Genomic DNA, 23,476 nt, shown 5'->3' with positions numbered 1-23,476 from the left:
GGGCCTCGCCCGGCAGGTGGCCGTGAAGCGCGAAAGGGAAGCCACCGCACGGTGGCCGAACAACCCCGAGACGGGGTGCTGGTGAGATGAGCACTACTGCTCACTCATCGGCAACGGTTCAACGTCTTCCTCGAGGAGGGGCGCCGACGGCCAGGTTGTCAACGCCGGCGCGATCAGCATCGGCGCCCTCGCGTTCATCCTGCTGGTGATGACGATCAACTTCCGGGGCGTCGCCGAGTCGGTCAAGGCCAATGTCGTGCTGACCCTGGTCGAGCTGTCCGGTCTGCTGTTGGTGATCTTCGTCGGCTTGTGGGCCGTCGCCGGCTTCTCCGGCGCAGAGGTCGACTTCTCGCGGATCACCGTCTTCGAGAGTCCCAGCGGCAAGAACGCCCTAATGGCCGTGACCGCAGCCACCGGACTGGCCTTTTTCGCCATGGTCGGCTTCGAGGACTCGGTCAACATGGCCGAGGAGACCAAGGAGCCGAGCCGGATCTTCCCAAGGTGATGCTGTCCGGGCTGCTGATCACCGGCCTGATCTACGTGCTGGTCTCGATCACGGCCGTGGCGCTGGTGCCCGTCGGGGAGCTGGCCCAGCACGGCACGCCGCTGTTGACCGTGGTCGAGCGGGGTGCGCCGAACCTTCCGATCGACACGCTCTATCCGTTCATCGCGATGTTCGCCGTCGCCAACTCCGCGCTGATCAACATGATGATGGCCTCGAGGCTGCTCTATGGCATGGCCAAACAGGGTGTCCTCCCCAAGCCGCTGGGCCTGGTGCACCGAGGGCGGCAGACTCCCTGGGCCGCCATCGTGTTCACGACGATGCTCGCCATCGGGCTGATCCTGCTGGTCCAGTCGGTGTCCAACCTGGGCGATGTCACCGCCCTCCTGCTGCTCGGCGTCTTCAGCGTCGTGAACGTCGCCTGCCTGATCCTGCGTCGGGACCGGGTCGATCACGACCACTTCACCGCACCCACTGTGCTGCCCGTCATCGGTGCCCTCGCCTGTGCCTACATGGTCGGACCGTGGACCGGCCGGGCCGGCTCGGTCTATGAGATCGCCGGCTGGCTGCTGGCGATGGGCGTCGGGTTGTGGGCGGTCACCTGGGCCCTCAACCGCGCGATCCACGCCAGACCCACCCGGATCAAGCACCCGGAGGACATGACCTGACCCCGCGATCGGCGAGGTGACGAGCGCCATACCCGGCCAGTTGGCGTTCGACGGTCGCGGTCAGGTAAATTGAATGCTTGCCTGCAGGGCGCGTTGAGCGCTGATCAGACGGGCACGCCGGAGGACAAACCGTTCCTTGCGGCCCATCGGGTGCCATGAAGAGCACCTGGAGGTAGGTCGGTCACGCTCTAGGGGAGCGATGAGGCGTCCAACCTCATCGAGTTACCAGAATTGAGCGATTCGCCATGGCCAAGGCCATCGGGCGCGCCTCCGCGCCCTCCCACAAGAAGAAGCCCCGCCACACCCCCGCCCAGAAGAAGGCCGCTGCCAAGGCACGTGAACTGTCCGCCCGTTCCTCGAGGCGTGACGACCGCAAGTCCTATGCGGACCGGTCCGACCGTGAGGACCGTCCCCGTCGCGGGGCTGGCCAGGGCGAAAAGCGCTATGGCGACCGCCCCCAGCGTTCGTTCGACCGTGACGACCGCGGCCCCCGCCGGGAGGGGAGCCGTGACGACCGGCCGCAGCGGTCTTTCGACCGCGATGACCGTGGCGGTCGCCGTGAGTTCAACCGTGACGACCGTGGCCCGCGCCGCGACTGGAATGACGGTGGCGAGCGTCCGCAGCGTCGTGAGTGGAACCGGGACGACCGCTCTGGTCGGTCCTCCAACCGTGATGACCGTGGCCCGCGCCGCGACTGGAATGACGGTGGCGAGCGTCCGCAGCGTCGTGAGTGGAACCGGGATGACCGTTCTGGTCGGTCCTTCAACCGTGATGACCGTGGCTCGCGCCGTGAGTTCAACCGGGACGACCGTTCTGGTCGGCCTTTCAACCGTGATGACCGTGGCTCGCGCCGTGAGTTCAACCGGGACGACCGTTCCGGCCGGTCCTTCAACCGTGATGACCGTGGCCCGCGCCGTGAGTTCAACCGGGACGACCGTTCCGGCCGGTCCTTCAACCGTGATGACCGTGGCCCGCGCCGTGACTGGGAGGACCGTGGCCCTCGTCGCCAGTGGGACCGGGACGAGCGCCCCGCTCGTCGCGACACCTCAGCCGAGGCTCGCGAGAACCACACCTGGGAGCGCCGCGAGCGTCGCGACAACCGGCACTTCTCCGAGGACCGCCCGCACTCGGCGCGCGAGTACCGGGTCGAGGAGACTCCGAAGCAGGCCAAGCCCGTGCACGAGGGCCCGAACGAGTTCGGTGACCTGGGGCTGAACGAGCAGCTCGTCGAGCGTCTGACCCAGCTCGGTCTGGTCAAGCCGTTCCCGATCCAGGCTGCCACCATTCCGGACGCGTTGGCGGGTCGTGACCTGCTGGGCCGTGGACAGACAGGTTCCGGCAAGACGCTGGCCTTCGGTCTGCCGACGCTGCACCGTCTGGCCGAGGGTGAGCGCGCCAGGCCGCACAAGCCGCACGCGCTGATCCTCACGCCGACCCGTGAGCTCGCGATGCAGATCGTGGACGCGCTGCGTCCGCTGCTGCAGACCCTGCGGCTGCGTCACCAGTTGGTGGCCGGCGGTATGTCCTACACCCCGCAGCTGCGCAGCCTGGAGCAGGGCGTCGACCTCCTCGTCGCGACTCCGGGTCGCCTGGCCGACCTGCTGGAGCGCGGTGCTGCTGACCTCTCCGAGGTCAAGATCACGGTGCTGGACGAGGCGGACCACATGGCCGAGATGGGCTTCGTGGAGGCCATCTCCGAGATTCTTGACCTGACTCCGACCGACGGTCAGCGACTGCTGTTCTCCGCGACGCTGGACCACGGCGTGGATCAGGTCGCCAAGAAGTATCTGACCGACCCGGTGACCCATCAGACGGACAGCGCCACCGCGAGCGTGTCGACCATGGAGCACCACGTCTTCCTGATCGACCCGCAGCACAAGAAGCCGATCACAGCGACCATCGCCAACCGTCCTGGTCGCACCATCGTCTTCGTGCGCACCAAGCTCGGCGCCGACCGCATCGCGCTGCAGTTGCGTGAGTGTGGCGTCTTTGCGGCAGCCCTCCACGGGGGTCTGAACCAAGCGCAGCGCACCCGCGTCCTCGAGGCTTTCAAGTCCGGCGAATTGCCGGTCCTGGTTGCCACGGACGTCGCTGCGCGTGGCATCCACGTCGACGAGGTGTCCCTGGTGCTGCAGGCCGACCCGCCCGCCGACCACAAGGACTACCTGCACCGTTCAGGTCGCACCGCCCGCGCCGGGGAGACCGGTCGTGTGGTGACCCTGGCCCTGCCGCACCAGAAGAAGGGTGTGCAGCGGATGCTGGACAGCGCCGGTGTTGACGCAGCGCCGACGCGCGTCACGCCGCACGATGCTCAGGTGCTGGAGACCGCCGGAGGCCGCGAGCCGTCCTTCGAGGCGATCCCGCAGTCTGTGCTGGACAACCTGTTGCGCCCGAAGCGTCCGCAGGGGCGTGGCAACTACCGCGGACGCCCACAGCGCCGCAATGGTGGCTTCAACCGCGAGCGTGGCAACAGGGTGGCTGGCGGCTACCGAGGCAACCGCTGACTCTTCACCCGCGCGGCTGACCGTCGTGGACGAGCCTGCCCTGCACGCACACTGCGTGCGGGGCAGCTCTGTCTGCATCGCTAGTCGAAGAGTTGGTTGCTCGACGTGAGAATCTCGAGTGGGTTGAGGGGGCCATCCACTGACACGCTGCCGGGGATGGTCGTCCACGCACTGCCATCGACGCTGACCTCACCGCCAAAGATGACGGTGATGTATGGCTCAACCGTTGCTGCCTCGGCGTATTCGTGCGTGACATCGCCATCCGGGTAGGGGCCACCGAGCGAGTCAGTGGGGCCGATCGAGTTGCCGTCCCCGAAGTGATAGGTCGCCGACTCCAGGACTGGGCGGATCCTGACCTCGAAGCCAATGATGTCGGTTGTGTCGATCTCGTCGGGCTCGTAGCCTTCCTCGGGCCAGACCGCCTCATAGAAGACAGGCAGATTGACCAGCGTGCGTCCATCAGGTGGCTCGATCGACATGCTGGGCAGCGCAAAGTCTGTTTGGTGGAACTGCTCGATGATCATCTCTTCGGTCAGTTCTTTGACGGGCTCACCTGACCGAGGTGGCACGTCCGAGCGATAGCACGTGGGCGCGACCGACTCGTAGGCGCCCTCATTGCCATCATCGTCCACGATGCGCCGGTAGATGTAGGAGTATGGCCCCGAACTGCCAGGCTGCCGCTCCTCGCAGTAGGTCGTCGCGTACTCGCAGTGCACGCGGTCCGGAAAGTGTGGATCGTTCCCAGAGCACGCGATGACTGCCACGTATTCGTACCAGCGCTCAGGGTTCTCAGGACCCCTTCCTGGTGGGTAACTCTTGCGTAGATTGCGTGTTTGCTCCTGGGACAGACCCACGTACGTGCCATCACGACCAATCCCGCATTTAATGATCTCCCCAGGTTCACATTCTTCTGGCGGTCCCATGCCCGCCATGGGAACCATGGCACTAACGAATGTCAGAGCCACCGCCCCCGAGGTCGCAGCAATTCGGATCACTGCTGGACCTGAATTTCGGAGACCAACCACTGTCCCTCGTCGAAGGTGACCGTCAGCACCATCGTGAACGGCGTCGAGTCCCCGGACTCCGTCGCTGTCGCGCCGTCGGCTGACAGCGTCGCCGGCTTCTTTTCAACCGACTCCAAGAAGACGATTGTCTCCTCGCCAACTTCCCGTGCGCGTGATTCACCAACGTCGACAAGTGGTCCTGCAGCGCGTTCTTTGGCGTTTACATACGACGCCATCATCCCTTCGAAACCAGCGCAAGTATCGCACCCGTCAGTAGCGAGTGGGCCAATGAGTTCATCGTCAGGAGCCATGGCCGCGTAGTTCATGAGCTCCACGTAGTGCACCGCGAAAGCCTCCGCCCCCGCCTCGGAGTCCTCGGTCGCCTCGTCCGGCAGTTCTGGCGGCCCGCTGGCCTCGGTCGTCTCGCTCACATCGGGAGCCGAGGAGGTCTCGACCACGTCGTCGGACGGTGCGTCGGTGCTGGGGGCAGCCGTCGTGGGACTGTCATCGCTCGTCGGGAGCGGGTCCTGACTGGTGGGCGGGTCGGCGGGTTCCGCGTCACCACCGCACCCCGCCAGGAGGGCCCCCGCCGCGAGCAGCGTCAACATCGTCGTCTTCAAGGAGTGGCCTCCTCAGTCGGCACGCCCGCAGGTCCCCACGAGCCGGTCGTGCCAGACAGTCTCACCCGGGAAAGCCACCCAGAACGTTGTCCACAGGTAAAATCTGTGTATAGGGCCTCAGATGAAGCGGTTGACCTGCTGTGAGTCGCGCAGTTCCTGCAGCTGCCGGACGACGTCATCGGTCGGCCCGTGGCGCTGTGGGTCGGCGAACTCACGATGAGTCTGCACATGCAGGGCGCCCATGCGCTCATCCAGGTCAGCGGCGGTCCGAGCCGCGTCCTGGAGCTGCACCAGCAGGTCCTCGGGCACGGAGTCGCGATACTTGTAGTAGATCTTGTGCTCGAGGCTGGCCCAGAAGTCCATCGCGACGGTGCGCAGCTGCAGTTCGACGGTGACCGGCACGATGCGGTCCGACAGGTGCACCGGCACGCGCACCAGGCCGTGGAGGCTGCGATAGCCGTTCGGCTTGGGGTTCTCGATGTAGTCCTTGACCTGCAGCACCTCCACGTCGGGCTGCGAGGTCAGCATGTCGTAGACGTTGTAGACGTCGCGCACGAAGCTGCACGCGACGCGGACGCCGGCGATGTCGGTGATGTTGTCGCGGATCGCCTCGAAGGACGGGTCGAGCCCCCGGCGCCGGACCTTCTCCAGGATCGACTCCGGTGTCTTCAGCCGGGTGAGCACGTGCTCGATCGGGTTGTAGTCGTGCAGGTGGGTGAACTCCTCCTGCAGGATCGAGATCTTGGTCTCGACCTCGTCCATGCCGAACTTGTACTCCATCATGAAACGGGTGAAGTCAGCACGGACCCGGGCGAGGTCTCCGGCGGCTCCGAGGTGGCTCAGTTGGTTGGCGGCGGCGGGCGTCGTTGCAGGGTCCACACCGTGAGGGTATGCGGAGTGCCTGGGGCACACCTGAACGTCACCTGAGGGAGGGCATCAGTGGGGGAGGCGAGAAGCCCGCGGACCGGTCACCGGTCCGCGGGCTCCGCGCCATGGTGCGCTGGGTCAGAGCGAGCGTGCCAGGCTGCGGCGCAGCAGCCAGGTCCCCAGGAGCAGGACACCGACGGCCATCGCGACCAGCACGCCCAGCATCGGCAGGATGTCGATCAGGTTGCCGTTGCTGCGCTGGATCTCGGCGAAGGCGTCATAGCCCCAGGCGTGCGGTGTGACGTGGGCGATCGTCCGCATGGTCTCCGGGAAGATCTCCAGCGGCATCATGCCGCCGCCGATCGCCGCCAGCACCAGCCCCAGTCCGACGCCGGCACCGACGGCCGCCCCCTCGTTGTCCAGGACCGACCCCAGCACCATGGCCGCCCCAGCAGCGACGATCGCGAAGACCGCCAGCACCAACAGGGAGAGGGCGATATTGCCCCAGTCCACGCCGAACAGCAGCCAGGTCGCGAGCATGATGTAGCCGCCCTGGAAGAAGGCGATCACCCAGCGCCCGAGGGACTGACCGGCGATGGCCTGCAGAGTGCTGACCGGTGAGGCCAGGGTGCGCCCCATCACGCCCTGGCGCCGGGCATTGATCAGGGTCGAGGACCCGGCCAGTGAGGTCAGGAAGGTGAACAGCAGCAACTGCGAGGAGGCCCCGAGGTCGAACTGGCCCAGCCCCTGGAACTCCTGGGAGAGCTGGTCCACGCTGGTGACCTCCAGCGTGGGTGCGCTGGCCTGACCGGCCGCACCCTCGAGTGCCTGCGCTGCGTCGTCCGCGGAGACACCGGCCCCTTCCAAGGCGTTGACCTGCACCTGTCGGAGGTCTAGGTTGCCGACCGCGACCTGGACGCGCTGCTGAGCGGCCATGCTCGTCGAGGCATTGCCTGCGATGAGCTCCAGCTCCGTGGCCGAGCCGTTGTCGAACGCGGCGACCGAGTCCTGGTCGATGACCAGACCGACGTCGGTCCGTCCGCGTGCCACCTGCTCGAGCATGGCGTCGTGGTCGGCGAACTGCACCGACACCTCGTCGTCCTCGAGTTGCTCGGTCACGGCGGTGCGCAACTCACTGTCCGGCCCGCTGATGGTGACCCTGCCCGAGTTGCCCGATCCGCCGAACTGCGAACCCAGCACGAACACCAGGATCAGCGGGAAGATGAAGGTGAAGAAGATGTTGCCCTTGTCCTTGACGAAGCGCAGGAGCTCCACGCCAGCAATCGCGAGTGCGGCCCTCATGCCATCGCCCCCCGGTCCGGGACGAACCGGGCGATGACCAGGGCCACCGCCGCAAAGCCGAGCAGGATCAGGACGGGGGCGCCGATGTCGGCCAGTCCGCCGCCACCACTGGTGATGCCGAGGCCGCGGATCATGGCGCCCACCGGGTTGAGGTCGAGGAGCGTGCCGAACAGGCCGGTGCCGCTCATCGGGAAGAACGCCCCACCGGAGATGCCGAGCACCATGGCCAGGATGGTCTGGATGACCGTGGCCTGCTCGCTGGTCTTGGCGAGCTTGATCACGATGAAGGTCAACGAGGTGGTGGCGATCACCGCGCAGACGATCAGTGCCGCGATCGCCAGGGGCGACCCGAAGCTGACACCGAACAGCAGTCCGCCGGCGGTGAGCAGGATGCTGGTCGCCACGACGCCCAGGACGAAACTGCTGAGCACCTTCGACAGGGTGATCAGGTGCGGGTTCATCGGCATGGAACGCAACCGGGCAAGGGTGCCGAACTCACGCTCGGCGAGCAGCCCCAGGACGCCGAAGCTGACGGTGAACATCAGGAACAGGCCGGCCTGGCCGGCGATCAGGGCACCCTTGGGGTCCAACTGCTCGTTGGAGGCCTCGCCGGTGGTCATGGAGATGGCGGACTCGCCGGTGGCCACCTGCTGGGCCAGCCCGCCCAGCTCCGCGGGCGGGAGGCCGAGCTCGGCACCGGCGGCTGCGGCCACGGCGCTGGCTCCGGCCCGGTCCAGGAAGCCCTGGACCACTGAGAGCACCACCGTGGACTCGATGCCCGAGCCGTCACCCTCGACGGCCTCGACCTCGACGGGCTCGCCAGCCATGAGCGCCGCGGAGAACCCGTCCGGGATCACCAGGCCGAGCTTGGCGTCGCCGGACTCGGCCAGCGCCTGCACGTCCGCGGCGCTGGTCTCGGTGACCTCGACCTCCAGGCCACCCTCCGGCAGGGCCTGGATCGCGCCTATGAGCTGCGCTGCGAGCTGGTCGTCCTCGGGTGCGGAGACCGCGACGGTCGCGGTCTCCAGGTCCATGTCCATGGTGTCGCCCATGACCAGGTTCATGGCCCCCATCAGCGCCAGTGGCACGATGACGGCGAAGATGATGACCGACTTGTCGCGCAGTCTCTGCACGAGATCGGTCGTGAGCAGTGTGAGCAGTTGTCTCATGATCAGTCCCGCAGCGCCTTGCCGGTGAGGTGCAGGAAGACCGACTCGAGGTTGGGGCGGCTGATCTGCACGTCGCTGAGCTGCAGACCAGAGGCGGTGGCCGTGGTCACGATCTGTGCCACGGCGGTCGGTGCATCGTGCACCGTGAGCTGGAGGTGCCCGCGCTCGGCGTCGGCCTGTGCGACCGAGTCCAGCGCCAGCAGTGCCTCCGCCGCGGCAGCCGTGTCTCCCGAGCCGGTGAGCTGGATGTTGTCGACGCCGCCGGTGAGCCGGATCAGCTCGTCGCGGGTGCCCTCGGCCTGCAGGGTGCCGGAGTCGATGATGCCGATCCGGTCACAGAGCCGCTCGGCCTCCTCCATGTAGTGCGTCGTGTAGATCACGGCCATGCCCTCGTCGGAGAGTGCCTCCACCGACTCCAGGATGGCGTTGCGCGACTGGGGGTCGACGCCGACGGTCGGCTCGTCCAGGATCAGCATCGTCGGCTTGTGGAGCAGCCCGATCCCGATGTTCAGCCGGCGCTTCATGCCGCCGGAGAAGTCCTTGGTCGGACCCTTGGCGCGGTCGGTGAGCCCGGTCAGCTCGAGCACCTCACCCACCCTGGACTTGAGCTCGCCACCGGCCAGGCCCTGCAGCTTGCCGAAGAAGTTGAGGTTCTCGCGAGCACTCAGGTCGGGATAGATCGCCAGGTCCTGGGGCACCAACCCGAGATGACGCTTGGGCGCTGCCTTCTTCGGTCCCATCTGCTGGCCCAGGAGGGTCACGCTGCCCTGGTCCGGCTCGAGCAGGCCGGCGATCATCGAGATCGTGGTCGTCTTGCCCGCGCCGTTCGGTCCCAGCAGCCCGTAGGTCTCACCGGCGGCCACCGTGAAGGACACGTCGTCGACCGCGGTCAGGTCGCCAAAGCGGCGCACCAGGTTGTCCACGACCAGCACCCGCTGCCCATCCCCGGTCGTCGTCGGCTCCGTTGCTGTCTGCGTCATGTCCTCGTCCCTCTTCGTCAGTGAGTTCCCCACGGCCCCCAGCCTATGGACCGCGCCCCGCGCCGCACAGGGATATCTGTCATGTGTCGGCTGGCAGATTCGTCATGCCCAAGAAGAGAGCAGTGCTCTTGCCTTCCGCCGAGTCCGCGGCTAGTGTGTCGTGACATCACGCGAGAGCAGTGCTCGCAGAATGGGAGGTTGTGGTGATCGACAGGGAGGCGGCACCCGGGCTCGACCAGCCGGCGCGGGATCGGTCCCACCTCGTGGCCTCGACCGTGGGAACCGGCGTGCTGATGCTGGTCTACCTGCTGTCCCGGCCCTACGGTGACGCGGCAGGGGCGCAGCCGCCCGCTGCCGGCGAGGCCTTCGCCGACAGCTGGTGGGTGATCTCGCATGTGGCGGGTCTGCTCGCGCTCGCGTCCTACGCCCGGCTGGCGATGCGCTTCGCCGAGCTCACCCACAGCAGGCTCGGGTCGGCGTCACGCACCTGCGCCCTCGGTGGTCTGGTGCTGGTTCTTCCCTACTTCGGCGCCGAGACCTTCGCCCTGCACGTGCTGGGGCGCGAGGCCACGGCCGGTCGGGCCGAGGCCCTGGACCTGGTCGAACCGATCAGGAACCAACCGGTCGCCCTGACGATGTTTGGGTTGGGTCTGGTCCTGCTGGCGATCTCCGCGATCCTGCTGGGGCTGGCGTGGCAGCGTTCGCGCACCGGTCCGACCTGGGCGGTGTGGCCGCTGATGGGCGGCGTCGTCCTCTTCCTGCCCCAGTTCTTCCTGCCGCCGACAGGTCGCATGGCCTACGGCGTGGCTTGCGCCCTTGCAGCCGTGCTGATGCTGGTCGGCCTCCGCCGTGGCCCGACCCGTTCCTGAGCTCCGTTCGCGGGGAGTGGACCACCCTGCGCCGATCGGCAACCGTGGCACGATGGGCCAGTGGTGGGGACGGGTGCACAACGGATTCTGGTCTATGGCGTGACCGGGTCGGGCAAGACCTCCTTAGCCCGCGAGATCGGGCGAGCCACAGGACTCTCGTGGCACTCCGTGGACGATGAGATCGGTTGGCTGCCGGAGTGGACCGAGCGGCCGGCCGAGGACCAGCGGCGGATCGCCGAGCGAATCTGCGCCGGCGACCAGTGGGTGCTGGACACGGCCTACGGGAAGTGGATCGAGGTGCCACTCGCCCGGGTGGAGCTGATCGTGGCACTGGACTACCCGCGATGGTTCTCACTACAGCGACTGCTGCGTCGCACGGCGCACCGCGCCGTGACCCGCCAGGAGATGTGCAACGGCAACACGGAGTCCTGGCGTCAGGTCTTCTCCCGGGACTCCATCATCGTCTGGCACTTCCGCAGTTTTTCCCGCAAGCGGGAGCGGATCGGGGAGTGGGCCGCCGACCCGCGCGCGGTGCTGGAGGGTGCCTCAGGCAGTGCGTCACCCCCGGACCGGCATCCACCGCAGGTGGTGCACCTGCGATCCGCGCGACAGACCAGGGCCTGGTTGGGGACACTGGGGGCATGACGCAGCCCCACGCCCGGCAGGTCACCCACCCGCAACGGCGGACCACCCACGAGGTGGCCAACCAGAGCCCGCCCCGGGTGGACGTCAACGAGTTCAGCACCAACCCCGTCCTCGTCGAGGGTCTTGCCACCTTCGGCGCGGACTGGGCTGTGCCGCACCTGGGCCCGGTCGGTGAGCTGGTCGGGTCAGCGGCCTTCCAGGCCGATGCCCGAGCGGCCCACGCTCGCCCGCCGGTGCTGCGCACCCACGACCGGTGGGGGCACCGGATCGATGAGGTCGACTATGACGCCGGCTACCACCGCATCGTCGCCCACGCCGTCGCGCACGGCGCCCACACCGGAGCCTGGGCCCAGCCCCGGCCCGGCGCCCACGTCGCCCGCGCTGCCACGTTCATGCTGTTCGCCCAGATCGAGCCGGGCCACGCCTGTCCGGTGTCGATGACCCACTCGGTGGTCCCGGCCCTGCGCACGACTCCGGAGGTTGCTGACGTGTGGGTGCCGCGCGTCTGTGGCACCGGATACGACGGCAGACTGCGGGCACCGGGGGACAAGCCGGGCGTGCTGTTCGGCATGGCGATGACCGAGAAGCAGGGCGGCTCCGATGTGCGGGCCAACGCGACGCGTGGGGAGCACATCGGGGGAGCGGACTACCTGCTCACCGGGCACAAGTGGTTCTGCTCGGCTCCCATGTCCGACGCCTTCCTGGTCCTGGCGCAGACCAGCGGGGGCGGCACGAGTGAGGGCCTGAGCTGCCTGCTGGTCCCGCGGGTGCTCGAGGACGGGACCCGCAACGTCTTCGGTCTCCAGCGGCTCAAGGACAAGCTCGGCAACCGGTCCAACGCCTCTGCGGAGATCGAGCTGGATGGCACCGTCGGGCACCTGGTGGGGGAGCCCGGACGCGGCGTGCGGACCATCATCGACATGGTGGCGCGGACGCGGCTGGACTGCGTGCTGGGCAGCACCGCCGGCATGCGGCAGTCGGTCGCCGAGGCGCTCTGGCACGTCCGACACCGCTCCGCCTTCGGTGCCCGACTGGTCGACCAGCCGGCGATGACGGCGGTCGTCGCCGACCTGGCGCTGGAGTCCGAGGCCGCCACCCTCACCGCGCTGCGGCTGGCCCAGGCGCACGAGGACGGTGTCTCCGAGGGCGAGCGCGCGTTCGCCCGGCTGGCCACGCCCGTGGCGAAGTACTGGATCTGCAAGCGGGGGCCGCACCACAGCTATGAGGCGCTGGAGTGCCTGGGCGGCAACGGCTACACCGAGGACTTCCCACTGGCCATGCGCTACCGCGAGCAGCCGGTGATGGCGGTCTGGGAGGGCTCGGGCAACGTGATCGCCCTGGACGTGCTCCGGGCGTTGGGTCGCGAGCCGGAGACCGTCGAGGCTGTGGTGGCCGAGCTGGCGCTCGCCGAGGGGGTGCACCCGGCCTATGACGCCCACCTGGCCCGGGTCCGGCGCCTGCTGGCCGGCGCCGCCGGTCAGGACCCCGCCGTGCTGCAGGCGGGAGCCCGCCAGCTCAGCGAGGCCCTGGCACTGGCCCTCCAGGCGAGCCTGATGATCAGGTTCGCCCCGGCATACTCCTCGGACACCTTTGTCTCGGCCCGCCTGGGCCAGGAGCGGGGCTGGCAGTATGGCGTGCTGCCCCAGGGCGCGGACCTCAGCGCGATCCTGGAGCGAGCCTGATCAGCAGCGCCTAGTGGATCGCTGCGATCGGTGCACCCGCCGGGGTGCCGGACCCGTCCCGTCGGCCGGTGGCCTCGGGCAGGTCCACCGAGGCACCGTTGCCGGAGGCCGCCATCGGGGGAGCGGCACCGGCCCAGCCGAGGAGCAGGGTGTCCTCGCCGCGCAGGAACCGGTGGCAGCGCACGCCCCCGGTGGCACGGCCCTTGGCGGGATACTCCTCGAAGGGGGTCACCTTCACCGAGCCGGCCTGGGTCCCCGGCTGTGAGCCGGAGGTCCCAGAGACCGTCACCACGACATTGTCCTGGGTGGGATCGACGGCCCAGAAGCCTTGCACCGCAGCGCCCGTGGACAGTTTGATGCCGGCGATGCCACCGCCGCTGCGTCCCTGCGGGCGCACGCCGGAGGCACTGAAGTGCAGCAGCTGGGCGTCGTCGGTGACGAAGACCAGCTCCTCCTCGCCCGTGGTCAGCTCGACCGCGCCCACCACCTGGTCGCCGTCTTTGAGGGAGATCACCTCGAACTCGTCCTTGTTGCCCGGATAGTCCGGGTTGACGCGCTTGACCACCCCGTCGCGGGTGCCGAGAGCCAGACCCGCGCCGCCCTCGTCGAGGGAGCAGAGCGCGAGAGGGAGCGAGCCGGCCGGCAGGTCGACGAAGGCCGCCAGCGGCGCCCCACCAGAGAGGGTGGGGGCCCCGTTGGTCGGTGGCAGGGTCGGCAGCTCCAGGGCACTGATCCGGACCAGGGTGCCGGAGGAGGTCACCAGGCCGACCGACCCGCGGGCGGTGGTGCGGACCGCCGAGACGATGACGTCGTGCTTGCGACGGGCGCCGCCGGTGCCGAGGGGCTCATCGGTGGAGGTCCGTGCGAGCAGGCCGGTCGAGCTGAGGAGCACCCAGCACGGGTCGTCCGCGACCTCCAACGGCGTGCTCGCCGCGGCGGTGGCCGAGACCCCGTCGGACTCCAGCAGCACGGTTCGCCGCGGGGTGCCGTGCTCCTTGGCAACCTCGGCCAACTCGTCGGAGACCAGGTTGAGCAGCAGGGTCTTGTCCTCCAGGAGCGCGCGCAGCGCCTCGATGTCGCGGAGCAGTTCGTCGCGCTCGGTCTCCAGCTCGATGCGGGAGAACTTCGTCAGGCGCCGCAGCTGCAGCTCGAGGATGTAGTTGGCCTGCAGCTCGGAGAGGTCGAAGACCTGCATCAGGCGCGTGCGTGCGGTGGCGGTGTCGTCACTGCCGCGGATCAGCTGGATGACCTCGTCGATGTCCAGGATCGCCACCAGCAGACCCTCGACCAGGTGCAGCCGCTCCTCCTTGCGCCGCAGGCGGTAGGCCGTCCGTCGGCGCACCACGTCGGTGCGGAACGCGACGTACACCTGCAACAGCTCACGCAACCCCAGGGTGCGCGGCTGGCCCTCGACCAGGGCCACGTTGTTGATGCCGAAGCTCTCCTCCATCGGAGTCAGCTTGTAGAGCTGGGCCAGCACCGCCTCGGGGTTGAACCCGTTCTTGATCTCGATCACCAGGTGCAGGCCCTTGGTGCGGTCGGTCAGGTCGTTGATGGCCGAGATGCCCTGCAGCTTCTTGGACTGCACGAGGGTCTTGACCTTCTCGATGACCTTCTCGGCGCCGACCAGGTAGGGGAGTTCGGTGACCACGATGCCCTTGCGGCGGGCGGTGATGTTCTCGATCCGGGCCAGGGCGCGGGTGCGGAACGAGCCGCGGCCGGTCTCATAGGCGTCCCGGATGCCGTCCAGCCCGACGATCCGGCCGCCCAGCGGCAGGTCCGGGCCGGGCACGAAGCGCATCAGGTCATCGAGGGAGGCATCCGGGTTGGCGATCAGGTGGCGGGCTGCCCCGATGACCTCGCCCAGGTTGTGCGGGGCCATGTTGGTGGCCATGCCGACCGCGATCCCGGAGGCGCCGTTGACCAGCAGGTTCGGGAAGGCGGCCGGCAGCACGTCGGGCTGCATCAGCTGGTCGTCGTAGTTGGGGACGAAGGCGACCGTCTCCTCGTCCAGGCTGCCGGTCATCAGCAGCGCGGCCGGCGCCGGCCGGGCCTCGGTGTAGCGGCTGGCGGCCGGTCCGTCGTCGAGCGAGCCGAAGTTGCCGTGTCCGTCGACCAGCGGCAGACGCATCGTGAACGGCTGGGCCATGCGCACCAGCGCGTCATAGATCGCGGAGTCACCGTGCGGGTGGTACTTACCCATCACGTCACCGACGACGCGCGAGCTCTTGACGTGCGCCTTGTCCGGCCGCAGTCCCATCTCGTGCATCCCGAACAGGATCCGGCGTTGCACCGGCTTCAGGCCGTCCCGCGCGTCCGGCAGCGCCCGGGAGTAGATGACCGAGTAGGCATACTCCAGGAAGGCTCCCTGCATCTCGTCCCGGACGTCGATGTCGATGATCTTCTGCTCGACGTCGAACAGGTCCGGTCCGGGTGGGGTGCGGCGCGCCATACTTCGAGGGCCTCCGTGCGGGGTCGGTAGCGGTTGGATCGCCCCTGATCGTATGCCGTGGTGCGGCCCGATCCGGTCAGGCCACGCCCCTCACCCATTCTTGGGGAGGTTCGGACCGCTCCGCACGCATTCTTGGGGAGGTTCGGACCGCTCCGCACGCATTCTTGGGAAGGTTCGGACCGCCTCACTGCGCAGGGGCGCCCTGCGCAGGGCGTCGACGAGCGAGCACAGTCTCGGGCCCATGGCTTAGGGTCGCCCTCGTGACCAGGGTGATCCACACCGGCCAGGCCCTCGTCGACCTCGTGGTGGAGGTCGGCGCCCTTCCTCGGCGCGGGGGCAATGTGATGGCCGAATCCTTCACCCGATACGCCGGGGGCTCAGTGAGCGTGCTCGCTGCGGCCGCCCGCTCGGGAGCCGAGGCGGTGCACGCTGGTGCCCACGGCACCGGCCCGAACGGAGATCTGGTGCGGGAGGCGCTGGCCGCCGAGGGCGTTGTCCTGTCGGCCGCTCCGGTCCAGGACGCCGACACCGCCGTGTGCGTGGTCCTGATGGAGCCCACGGCCGAACGCACCTTCGTCACGACCCTGGGCGCGGAGCGGCGGATCACGCCGGAGAGCCTGGGCACATCGGCACCGGTGGCCGGGGACCTGGTGTGCGTGACCGGATACAGCCTGCTGGAGCCCACGCGGGACCCCTTGCTGGCGTGGCTGGAGTCCCTGAGCGACGGCGTGCGCGTCGTGCTCGACCCCGGTGCTGCCTTCGCGGGTCTGGACGATGCGGTGCGGGACCGCATGCTCGCCCTGACCGACGTGTGGACCAGCAACGCCGAGGAGGCAACCGAGCTGATGGGGCTGGGCGAGCTCACGGCCACCCTGCCCGCGATCGGCACGGTCCTGCCGGCCGGCGCCGTCGTGATCGTGCGCGACGGGCCGGAGGGCTGCCACCTGCTCACCGGCGACGAGGTCGCCCATCTGCCCGGCTACCCACAGGAGCCGGTCGACACCAACGGTGCCGGCGACGCGCACACCGGCGTGCTGGTGGCCGAGTTTGCCGCAGGGACCGATCCACACACGGCGTGCGCCCGCGCCAATGCCGCCGGGGCGATCAAGGTGACCCGGCGCGGCCCGGCGACCGCGCCCACGCGCGCAGAGATCGACACCTTCCTCGCCGCGCACACCTGACCGGACGTCCGGCGTCATGGGAATCTGGGGCGAGGGGCTCGCGGGGTGAGATTCGAGGGCGCTCAGTGACGCAGCGCGGCGTAGCCCGCCGCGTAGTCCTCCGCAGTGACGTCCTGGGTCACCAGCCGCTGCAGCACGAAGCCCGGCATCACACCGAACAAGGACTTGGCGACCAGCTGCGGGTCAGCCTCCGGGTCGATCAGCCCGGCGGCCTGCTGCGCGACGACCACCTCGGCATACGCGCCCCTGATCTGACGGATCCGGCTCGCCACGGCAGCCCGCACGGGTTCGTCGCGGACGGCCTCGGCCCACGCTGCCACGGCGACGCGCGTGAGATCGACCGGTCCCGCCTCCGCGCGCTCCACGAGTAGGGTCGTCAGCAGGCGGGTGACCTCGACAGGGGAGGGGACCGGATCCATCGCCTGGATCTGACCGATCGCCTGGTTCAGGTAGCCGAGCGCGTGGTCGGCGATGGCCAGGATCAGCTCCTCCTTGCTGCGGAAGTAGCCGTACACCGCACCTGCCGAGAGGCCCGAGGCCGTGATCACGTGCGCCATCGTCGTCTTGTGAAAGCCCTCCTCGGCGACGCAGGTGATGGCGGCGAGCAGGATCTGATCGCGGCGTGCCTGGCGATGCTCATCAGTGACCTTGGGCATCCTCCGACCTTAAAACCGAACGATCGTTCTTGACAAGTCCGCGATGCGGGAGGACAGTAGATTAAACAGAAGGAACGTTCGTTTAGGAGGAATCATGACAGTGCAGCTCCAGGAGCAGGACCTCGGGGATGGTGCCGCGCAGACTGGCGGAACCCCTGGGCGAGGAGGGGCACCGACGCCGTGGTCACGGATCGCGGCGCTCGCACTCGGGGTGGTGTCCCTGCTGTTCGTGATTGCCACGGCGTTCGCGTGGCCCGCAACGAACGCTGGCCCGCGGGACGTCCCGGTCGCGGTCGTGGCGCCACCAGCTGTCACGGAGCAGATCGGTGCCGCGCTGGCTGAAGGGGCGGGCGAGGGCGCCTTTGACCTGCGTCCGGTCGCGGACCGGGCGGCCGCGGAGCAGGCGATCGCCGGCCGTGAGGTCTACGGGGCGCTCGTCCTCGGGCCGGGCGGCGGCGAGATGCTCACGGCGAGTGCCGCCAGCCCCGCCGTCGCCCAGGTGCTGGGTCAACTTGCGGCCAACGTGCCTCCCCAGGTCGGGGGACCACTGGCCGTCACCGACACCGTGCCCCTGCCGGAGGACGACCCGCGCGGAGCTGGCCTTGCCTCGGCCGTGCTTCCGCTCGTGATCGCCGGAATCCTCTCCGGCGCCGCCAGCGGTCTGGCGGTCAGCGGACGCGGCCGCCAACTCAGCGCGCTGGCGCTGCTCTCGGGGGCGGCCGGGCTGGTCCTGGGCGCCGTCAGCCAGTTGTGGTTGGGCGGGCTGGCGGGCTCCTACTGGGCCAACTCCGGCGTGCTGGCCCTGGGGGTCGCCGCCGTCGGCGCGCTGGCACTCGGGCTCGTCCGACTGATCGGCTATGCCGGTGTCGGGGTCACCGCCGTGCTGATGGTGCTGCTGGGCAGCACGCTGTCGGGTGTCCAGTCCGCACCGGAGATGCTGCCCTCGGGCTGGGGCACCCTCGGGCAGTTGCTGCCGCCGGGAGCCACCGGCACCGCCCTGCGCTCGGTCGCCTGGTTCGACGGAGCCGGCTCCGGTCCGGCTCTTCTCGTGCTCGGGTCCTGGGTGGTGCTCGGACTGCTGCTCCTCCTGGTGCCTGGACGATCAGGTGGCAACCGTGGATGACCCGCCCCGCCACCGTCGAGGTGTGGATTTCCCGTCGCTCGGGCTGCTCCCGACTGCTTGACTGGCACGGTGCCAGCAGACCGTGCGCAAGAGGACTGGACCCGTCGCGGTGCCGTGGCCCGATCTCAGGGGCGTGACCATCGCACGGTGCAGGCTCAGCTGATCCGGGAGGGGTGGAGCGTCTGCGGGGTCGGTGACTGGGCCGTTACCCTGCGGTGCCCGGACGGCTCCCGGGTGGCGCGGGTGGCGCCCTTTGACCCGGCATACCCCGTCTTCGTGGAGCTGTGCCGGCGCCTGCCGGGCTCGCCGTACCTGCCTCGGATCGAGGCCGACCAGCAGTTGGACGGCGGTGGGCAGTTCACCGTGCTGGAGTTCCTGAGCGAGGCTCCTGCGGAGGTGTCCGCTCGAGTGCGCCACGCCTGGGACGAGGGCGCTGACCCAGCCCTGGCTGCGGTCCGCGCCGCGGCGGAGGCCCTCAACCACGAGGCGGCACGCACCGTGCCGTGGTGGGACGGCCTTGACCTCAACGCGGGCAACATCCGGGTGGCGGCGAACGGGCACCCGGTGCTGATCGACATGTTCTGCGTCGACGGTGCGGGGATCTACGCGGCCCTCCTGGAGGACCCGGGAGAGCTGGCGCGGCGGATCCCGGAACGTGATCGACGGCACCTGGCGGAGATCGCCTACATCAGCAGGACGAGCACACCCGAGGAGATCGCCGCACTGCAGGCCGCGGTGGCCGCCCTCAGATGAACCGACACCGGCCACCAACCGGGAGTGGGGCCGCGGCGTCATACAGACATGAAGACCTTGCGTTCACTGGCGACCGGCGCGGTCGCGATGGTGCTCGTGCTGGCCTGCAGCCTCGCCCAGGGGGCAACTGCAGGCTCATCGACGGTTGGCGAGACGACCCGGGACAGTTCACCGAGCGCTGGTGACCTGGCCTTCTCGGTCGAACGGCTGGCCGGGGCGGACCGCTACGAGACAGCAGCCGCCGTCAGCCGGGAGTTCTTTGCCCCCGGTGTCCCCGTGGCGGTCGTCGCGACCGGTCTCAACTTCCCGGACGGGCTGGCCGCGGGGCCCGCCGCCGACGAGCTCGGCGGACCGGTCCTGTTCGTCACCCGGGACTCGATCCCGGCCGCCACCCGCGCCGAGCTGGTGCGGCTCCGGCCCCAGGAGATCGTCGTGGTCGGCGGTCTGGACGTCATCTCCTCGCCGGTTCGCTCGAAGCTCGACGGACTGACCGTCGGGACGGCCCGCCGGCTCGCCGGGCCATCGCGCTATGACACGGCGGCCGCAGTGTCCGCCCACGCCTTCCCCGGCGGGGCCGACATCGCCTACCTCGCCACCGGTGCGGCCTTCCCCGACGCGCTGGCCGGGGGAGCGGCGGCCGGGATCCAGGGCGCGCCCATGCTGCTCACCTCCCGGGACCAGCTCAACGAGGCCACCCGGAACGAGCTGGAGCGGCTCGCCCCGGACCGGATCATGCTGCTCGGCGGCACCGGCGCGATCTCGAGTGCGGTGGCCAGCCAGGCGGCGCAGATCGCCACGGTCGAGCGGGTCTCCGGTGAGAACCGCTTCGCCACCGCGCTGGCCATCTCGCAGCGGGTCTTCGGCACTGACCGGCCGGCGGTGCTGCTGGCGACCGGACGGAGCTGGCCGGACGCGCTGTCCGCCGGGGCAGCGGTGCGGCACACCCGTGGCCCGATCCTGCTCACCACCGGCAGCGCCCTGCCCAACGGGACGCGAAGCGAGCTGACCCGACTGAGCCCGAACACGGCATACGTCCTGGGCGGTCGTGCCGCGCAGAGCAACGAGATCCCGCGGGAGGTGCAGCGACGGCTCGGCGTCTGCTGGTCCGGGACGCGGCCGTCCACCGGCAGCCAGGAGACGATCACCAGTGTGCCCGGGGCGACCCGGCAGATCGCCTTCACCCTCGACATGGGCGGTCGGCTGACGGGCGCGGGCGACATCGTCGACTTCCTGGTCGCCCATCAGGTGTGCACGACGTTCTTCCCGACCAGCATCATGGCCAACAGCACGGAGGGCAGGCCGATCATGGCCAAGATCGCTGCGCACCCCGAGCTGTTCGAGCTGGGCAACCACACCGTGCACCACTGCGACCTGGTCAACGGCGGTGGCGGGTCCCCGTCGGCGGCGCCCTGCCAGGTGGCGATGACCAGGTCCTTCGTGCAGCACGAGCTGACCGACGCCGAGACCGTGCTCGAGAAGCTGAGTGGGATGCCGACCAACCCCTACTGGCGGCCGCCGTTCGGGTCGCACAACTCCACCGTGCGCGGCTGGCTGGCGGACGTGGGCTACACCAAGACCGTGATGTGGTCCCGCGACACGATCGACTGGCACCCGGACACCACCCGGGCCCAGATCATCAGTCGCACAACGGTTCCGGCGCCATCGGCGGGCACGATCGTCCTGGCCCACCTGGGTGGCTACCAGACCGGCAGCGCGCTGCCGGAGATCGTGCGCACCCTACGGTCCCAGGGCTACACGTTCACGACAGTCTCGGACCTGCGGGACGGCTGAGCCGGGGTCGTCAGAGGGCCAGCGGAGTCCCGAACCTCCCGGCGTGGGCGACCTGCCCGACCTGCCGCCGTCCGCGCCGGAGGCTCGGGCTCTTGCGGTCCGGCGCGGGATAGCCGAGGGAGACCACGCCCACCAGGTTGCGGTCGGTCGGGATCGCCAACGCCGCACGCACGGTGTCCAGCGCCTCGACCGGCACCCCGAAGAACAGGCCGCCCAGCTCCTCGTCGACGGCGGTCAACAGCATGAGCAGAGCGGCCATGCCGGTGTCGACATCCCAGTACGGCACCGGCCACCGCGCGGCGTCCCGGTCGGTCCAGCCCTTGTCCGGCTGGGCATAGCGGTCCAGGTAGGCGTCGGGGCTCGAGCAGCAGACGATCAGGCACGGCGCCCGCTGTATGCCGAGGAGCCAGTTGTCCGGCTCCCTCCCCGGGGTGGTGCTCGCCTCCCAGAAGGCGGCGCGCTCGCCCTCCGTGCGGAGCACCACGAAGTCCCATCCCTGGGAGAACCCGGCGCTCGGTGCCCGCACCGCGTTGCCCAGGACCCTGGCCAGCATCTCCTCGGGCACCGGACGCGCCGGGTCGTAGTTGCGGATCATCCGCCGGGTCCGGACCACCTGGGAAAACTCCATGGGGTCCATGCAAACAGAGCCGGGCTCCAACCGGACAGCGGCCTGCGGCGTCATACTCGGCATGACAGCAGTCGTCACGTCCGTCCGGACGACAGGAGGCCTCGTGCAACGGAGCGCGGACCCGGCCGAAGCAGCAGTCCACGAGGTCTTCGTGGCGCACTACGGCCAGCTGGCCGGGTGGGCCGCGCACCTCGTCGGTGACCGGGACCTGGGGCACGACCTGGCCACCGAGGCGTTCACGCGGCTGCTGGGCCACTGGCAGCGCGTCGACGACCCGCGCCCGTGGCTGTTCGCGACGGTCGCCAACCTGGTGCGTGACCACTGGCGCAAGCGGGGGCGGGAAGCCAACGCCTACGAACGGTTCCAGGGCGGCAGAGTGCGCCCGGAGGAGGCCGAGCCCGGGCCGGACCAGGCGGAGCTGCTCAGCGTGCGCGCCGCCGTGGAGGCGCTCCCGGACCGGTTGCGGCTGCCGGTGCTGCTGTTCTATTTCGCCGATCTGTCGGTGGCCGAGGTGGCCCGTCAGGTGGGCCGGTCCGAGGGGGCCGTCAAACGGGACCTGTATGACGCACGGTCCCGTCTTGCGAGCACGCTGGAGGAGGCACGATGACCAGGGAGCAGCCCGGCCACGGTGGGAGACAGCGGGACCCGGTCGAGGAGTTCTTCGCCGCTCACCGTGTCCAGGTCAGCGACGAACCGGCCGACGAGGTCACCTGGCAGCGGATCCGGGACGAGCGCCGGCGGGCCCGGTCGGGTCGTCGAGGGGCCTGGACCGGCGCCCTGGTGGCCTCCGCGGCGGCGCTCGCGCTCGTCGTGGGCCCCAGCCTGCTGCCCACTGCGGACGACCCGGACGTGGCCGGCCCGGGGCCGAGCGCCAGCGAGCCGGTCGGCCCCTCCTCGGCGGACGATCAGGGCCTGCCGTCGCCCACGGCCGAGGACCCCACCGGCGAGTCGGTCCCCGACCCGGTCGTCACGACCGGGCAGCCCGACGGTGCCCTCCCGGCGGACGGGCGGTTCGCCGACATCACCACGGCCGATTCGGAGCCCGGCACGGACAGCGGCATGCGGTATGCGGTGGTGATGCACCCCTGCGAGACCAGCGGGTGGTGCTCGGTGCTCGCGGACTCGCCCGACGGCGGCGGCACCTGGGCGCCGCGCGCGGACCTGGAGGAGCTGGGCATGGTCCACCGGGTCCTGTTCACCGACCACGGCCGGGGGTGGGTCTGGGGCGACAAGGCCCCGCTGTGGACGACGACCGACGGGGGGCGGACCTGGAGCGTCGTGGACACCGGTGCCGACTACGTCGCAGACCTCTCGGTGCAGGGCGACCAGCTGCTGGCGACGACGTGGACCTACCAGGAGTGCGCCACCGGTCCCTGTGACCTGCCCAGCGGGTCGGCGGTGCTCACCGACCCCACCGACACCACGTGGACCGACGACGTTGCCCAGGAGCTGGGGCCGGTCGTGCGGGCGTGGCTGCTGGACTCCGGTGACGTGCGCTACGTCCTGGCCACCCCCGGCGATGGTGCAGGGGTGACCGTCCTGCGCCTCCAGGAGGGCGTGCTGGAGTCCACGGCCACGCTGGAGGAGTGCGGTGCCGGGCCGGTGGCCGTGACCGCCGCGGGAGGACCCGGTGCGGGAGGCGTTGGCTGGAACACCGGCCTGTCTGCGCTGTGCGACGACGACCGCGGACTCTCGCTCCGCTTCTCACCGAACAGCGGACGCACCTGGGAGCCGGCCAACATCACCGTCCCCTCCTTCGTCCTCGGGGAGCAGCCCCCGCAGCTCGCCTCCGTCGAGAGCGGTCACCTGCTCCTGATCGGGGAGGGCAACTACACCGTGACGACCGACGGTGGCCAGACGTGGAGCGACGAGGCCTTCCTGCCCGACGCAGATGCCGCGCCCGAGCGGCTCGAGCTGACGATGTTCGGCGACCTCATCGCCTATCCCACGGACGACCAGGCTTCCGCGGACCTCGGCTACTGGCGCTCGGAGGACCGTGGCCTGACCTGGGAGGTCGTCCCGCTCCACGACTGACCTCGCCCAGCCAGCCCCGCGCCGACGGGCCGGCTCCCGGCAACCC

General features: G+C 69.6%; 19 protein-coding genes and 1 pseudogene. 11 read left to right on the top strand and 9 right to left on the bottom strand.

The window, feature by feature from the left end:
* Positions 1-184 precede the first annotated feature (184 nt).
* Together DPQ65_RS01270 and DPQ65_RS01265 are read left to right on the top strand one after the other, a co-directional pair.
* Positions 185-1,170, top strand: a pseudogene (locus DPQ65_RS01270) (APC family permease); the annotation flags it as partial.
* A 245-nt stretch (positions 1,171-1,415) separates the two neighbouring features.
* A complete protein-coding gene (locus DPQ65_RS01265; protein ID WP_114905575.1) occupies positions 1,416-3,674 on the top strand; it encodes a DEAD/DEAH box helicase in 2,259 nt (752 codons plus the stop codon).
* A gap of 80 nt (positions 3,675-3,754) precedes the next feature.
* On the opposite strand, the gene DPQ65_RS01260 is transcribed toward DPQ65_RS01265, so the two are convergent.
* The 6 genes from DPQ65_RS01260 to DPQ65_RS01235 form a co-directional block, all read right to left on the bottom strand.
* The gene (locus DPQ65_RS01260; protein ID WP_162801949.1) at positions 3,755-4,606 is read right to left on the bottom strand and encodes a hypothetical protein; all 852 of its coding nucleotides are present in this window, start codon (positions 4,604-4,606) and stop codon (positions 3,755-3,757) included.
* A gap of 59 nt (positions 4,607-4,665) precedes the next feature.
* Positions 4,666-5,136 carry a DUF6318 family protein gene (locus tag DPQ65_RS01255; protein WP_162801948.1) on the bottom strand — a complete coding sequence of 157 codons (471 nt, stop codon included), beginning with the start codon at positions 5,134-5,136 and terminating at the stop codon, positions 4,666-4,668.
* 279 nt (positions 5,137-5,415) lie between these two features.
* Positions 5,416-6,081: a GTP pyrophosphokinase gene (locus DPQ65_RS01250; protein WP_114905586.1), complete on the bottom strand. Its 666-nt coding sequence runs from the start codon at positions 6,079-6,081 to the stop codon at positions 5,416-5,418.
* Positions 6,082-6,303: 222 nt separating this feature from the next.
* Positions 6,304-7,467: an ABC transporter permease gene (locus tag DPQ65_RS01245; RefSeq protein WP_114905572.1), complete on the bottom strand. Its 1,164-nt coding sequence runs from the start codon at positions 7,465-7,467 to the stop codon at positions 6,304-6,306.
* Positions 7,464-8,636 carry an ABC transporter permease gene (locus DPQ65_RS01240; protein WP_238146606.1) on the bottom strand — a complete coding sequence of 391 codons (1,173 nt, stop codon included), beginning with the start codon at positions 8,634-8,636 and terminating at the stop codon, positions 7,464-7,466. Before DPQ65_RS01240 ends, DPQ65_RS01245 begins: the two co-directional genes overlap by 4 nt.
* A gap of 2 nt (positions 8,637-8,638) precedes the next feature.
* Positions 8,639-9,616, bottom strand: coding sequence for an ABC transporter ATP-binding protein (locus DPQ65_RS01235; protein ID WP_114905571.1), 978 nt, complete (start codon positions 9,614-9,616; stop codon positions 8,639-8,641).
* A gap of 203 nt (positions 9,617-9,819) precedes the next feature.
* Between DPQ65_RS01235 and DPQ65_RS01230 the strand changes: the two genes are divergently transcribed.
* From DPQ65_RS01230 to DPQ65_RS01220, 3 genes are all read left to right on the top strand, one after another.
* A complete protein-coding gene (locus DPQ65_RS01230; protein WP_162801947.1) occupies positions 9,820-10,485 on the top strand; it encodes a hypothetical protein in 666 nt (221 codons plus the stop codon).
* A 63-nt stretch (positions 10,486-10,548) separates the two neighbouring features.
* Positions 10,549-11,130, top strand: coding sequence for a P-loop NTPase family protein (locus DPQ65_RS01225; RefSeq protein WP_114905584.1), 582 nt, complete (start codon positions 10,549-10,551; stop codon positions 11,128-11,130).
* Positions 11,127-12,812, top strand: a complete 1,686-nt coding sequence (locus DPQ65_RS01220; protein ID WP_114905569.1) for an acyl-CoA dehydrogenase family protein — start codon at positions 11,127-11,129, stop codon at positions 12,810-12,812. The genes DPQ65_RS01225 and DPQ65_RS01220 overlap by 4 nt, the downstream gene beginning before the upstream one ends.
* 10 nt (positions 12,813-12,822) lie before the next feature.
* On the opposite strand, the gene DPQ65_RS01215 is transcribed toward DPQ65_RS01220, so the two are convergent.
* The gene (locus DPQ65_RS01215; RefSeq protein ID WP_114905568.1) at positions 12,823-15,264 is read right to left on the bottom strand and encodes a DNA gyrase/topoisomerase IV subunit A; all 2,442 of its coding nucleotides are present in this window, start codon (positions 15,262-15,264) and stop codon (positions 12,823-12,825) included.
* Positions 15,265-15,524: 260 nt separating this feature from the next.
* Between DPQ65_RS01215 and DPQ65_RS01210 the strand changes: the two genes are divergently transcribed.
* Entirely contained in the window at positions 15,525-16,445 is a 921-nt protein-coding gene (locus DPQ65_RS01210; protein ID WP_114905567.1) for a PfkB family carbohydrate kinase, read from the top strand.
* A gap of 62 nt (positions 16,446-16,507) precedes the next feature.
* Here the strand turns inward: DPQ65_RS01210 and DPQ65_RS01205 are convergent, their stop codons facing one another.
* Positions 16,508-17,101, bottom strand: coding sequence for a TetR/AcrR family transcriptional regulator (locus DPQ65_RS01205; RefSeq protein WP_114905566.1), 594 nt, complete (start codon positions 17,099-17,101; stop codon positions 16,508-16,510).
* 94 nt (positions 17,102-17,195) lie between these two features.
* Here DPQ65_RS01205 and DPQ65_RS01200 point away from each other — a divergent pair, with 94 nt between their 5' ends.
* The 3 genes from DPQ65_RS01200 (at position 17,196) to DPQ65_RS01190 (ending at position 20,768) form a co-directional block, all read left to right on the top strand.
* Positions 17,196-18,224, top strand: coding sequence for a fused MFS transporter/spermidine synthase family protein (locus tag DPQ65_RS01200; RefSeq protein WP_202862962.1), 1,029 nt, complete (start codon positions 17,196-17,198; stop codon positions 18,222-18,224).
* 69 nt (positions 18,225-18,293) lie between these two features.
* The gene (locus DPQ65_RS01195) at positions 18,294-18,977 is read left to right on the top strand and encodes a hypothetical protein (protein ID WP_162801946.1); all 684 of its coding nucleotides are present in this window, start codon (positions 18,294-18,296) and stop codon (positions 18,975-18,977) included.
* Positions 18,978-19,025: 48 nt separating this feature from the next.
* On the top strand, positions 19,026-20,768 hold the full coding sequence (locus DPQ65_RS01190) for a cell wall-binding repeat-containing protein (protein ID WP_114905564.1): 1,743 nt from the start codon (positions 19,026-19,028) through the stop codon (positions 20,766-20,768).
* Between the two features lie 10 nt (positions 20,769-20,778).
* On the opposite strand, the gene DPQ65_RS01185 is transcribed toward DPQ65_RS01190, so the two are convergent.
* Positions 20,779-21,396: a nitroreductase family protein gene (locus tag DPQ65_RS01185; RefSeq protein WP_114905563.1), complete on the bottom strand. Its 618-nt coding sequence runs from the start codon at positions 21,394-21,396 to the stop codon at positions 20,779-20,781.
* A gap of 103 nt (positions 21,397-21,499) precedes the next feature.
* Here DPQ65_RS01185 and DPQ65_RS01180 point away from each other — a divergent pair, with 103 nt between their 5' ends.
* Together DPQ65_RS01180 and DPQ65_RS01175 are read left to right on the top strand one after the other, a co-directional pair.
* Entirely contained in the window at positions 21,500-22,003 is a 504-nt protein-coding gene (locus tag DPQ65_RS01180; RefSeq protein ID WP_202862961.1) for an RNA polymerase sigma factor, read from the top strand.
* Positions 22,000-23,430 carry a sialidase family protein gene (locus tag DPQ65_RS01175; RefSeq protein WP_114905561.1) on the top strand — a complete coding sequence of 477 codons (1,431 nt, stop codon included), beginning with the start codon at positions 22,000-22,002 and terminating at the stop codon, positions 23,428-23,430. Before DPQ65_RS01180 ends, DPQ65_RS01175 begins: the two co-directional genes overlap by 4 nt.
* Positions 23,431-23,476 lie beyond the last annotated feature (46 nt).

Source organism: Ornithinimicrobium murale, assembly GCF_003352835.1.
Lineage (GTDB): Bacteria > Actinomycetota > Actinomycetes > Actinomycetales > Dermatophilaceae > Ornithinicoccus > Ornithinicoccus muralis.
This window is presented reverse-complemented; position numbering and strand designations above follow the sequence as displayed.

Excerpts from the sequence above, each read along its gene's own strand:
- DPQ65_RS01175 (WP_114905561.1), top strand. The coding sequence starts at position 22,000 with ATGACCAGGGAGCAGCCCGGCCACGGTGGGAGACAGCGGGACCCGGTC.
- DPQ65_RS01265 (WP_114905575.1), top strand. The coding sequence starts at position 1,416 with ATGGCCAAGGCCATCGGGCGCGCCTCCGCGCCCTCCCACAAGAAGAAG.
- DPQ65_RS01250 (WP_114905586.1), bottom strand. The coding sequence starts at position 6,081 with ATGATGGAGTACAAGTTCGGCATGGACGAGGTCGAGACCAAGATCTCG.
- DPQ65_RS01185 (WP_114905563.1), bottom strand. The coding sequence starts at position 21,396 with ATGGAGTTTTCCCAGGTGGTCCGGACCCGGCGGATGATCCGCAACTAC.
- DPQ65_RS01240 (WP_238146606.1), bottom strand. The coding sequence starts at position 8,636 with ATGAGACAACTGCTCACACTGCTCACGACCGATCTCGTGCAGAGACTG.
- DPQ65_RS01190 (WP_114905564.1), top strand. The coding sequence starts at position 19,026 with ATGAAGACCTTGCGTTCACTGGCGACCGGCGCGGTCGCGATGGTGCTC.
- DPQ65_RS01220 (WP_114905569.1), top strand. The coding sequence starts at position 11,127 with ATGACGCAGCCCCACGCCCGGCAGGTCACCCACCCGCAACGGCGGACC.
- DPQ65_RS01245 (WP_114905572.1), bottom strand. The coding sequence starts at position 7,467 with ATGAGGGCCGCACTCGCGATTGCTGGCGTGGAGCTCCTGCGCTTCGTC.
- DPQ65_RS01260 (WP_162801949.1), bottom strand. The coding sequence starts at position 4,606 with ATGGCGGGCATGGGACCGCCAGAAGAATGTGAACCTGGGGAGATCATT.
- DPQ65_RS01205 (WP_114905566.1), bottom strand. The coding sequence starts at position 17,101 with ATGCCCAAGGTCACTGATGAGCATCGCCAGGCACGCCGCGATCAGATC.
- DPQ65_RS01235 (WP_114905571.1), bottom strand. The coding sequence starts at position 9,616 with ATGACGCAGACAGCAACGGAGCCGACGACGACCGGGGATGGGCAGCGG.
- DPQ65_RS01215 (WP_114905568.1), bottom strand. The coding sequence starts at position 15,264 with ATGGCGCGCCGCACCCCACCCGGACCGGACCTGTTCGACGTCGAGCAG.
- DPQ65_RS01200 (WP_202862962.1), top strand. The coding sequence starts at position 17,196 with ATGACAGTGCAGCTCCAGGAGCAGGACCTCGGGGATGGTGCCGCGCAG.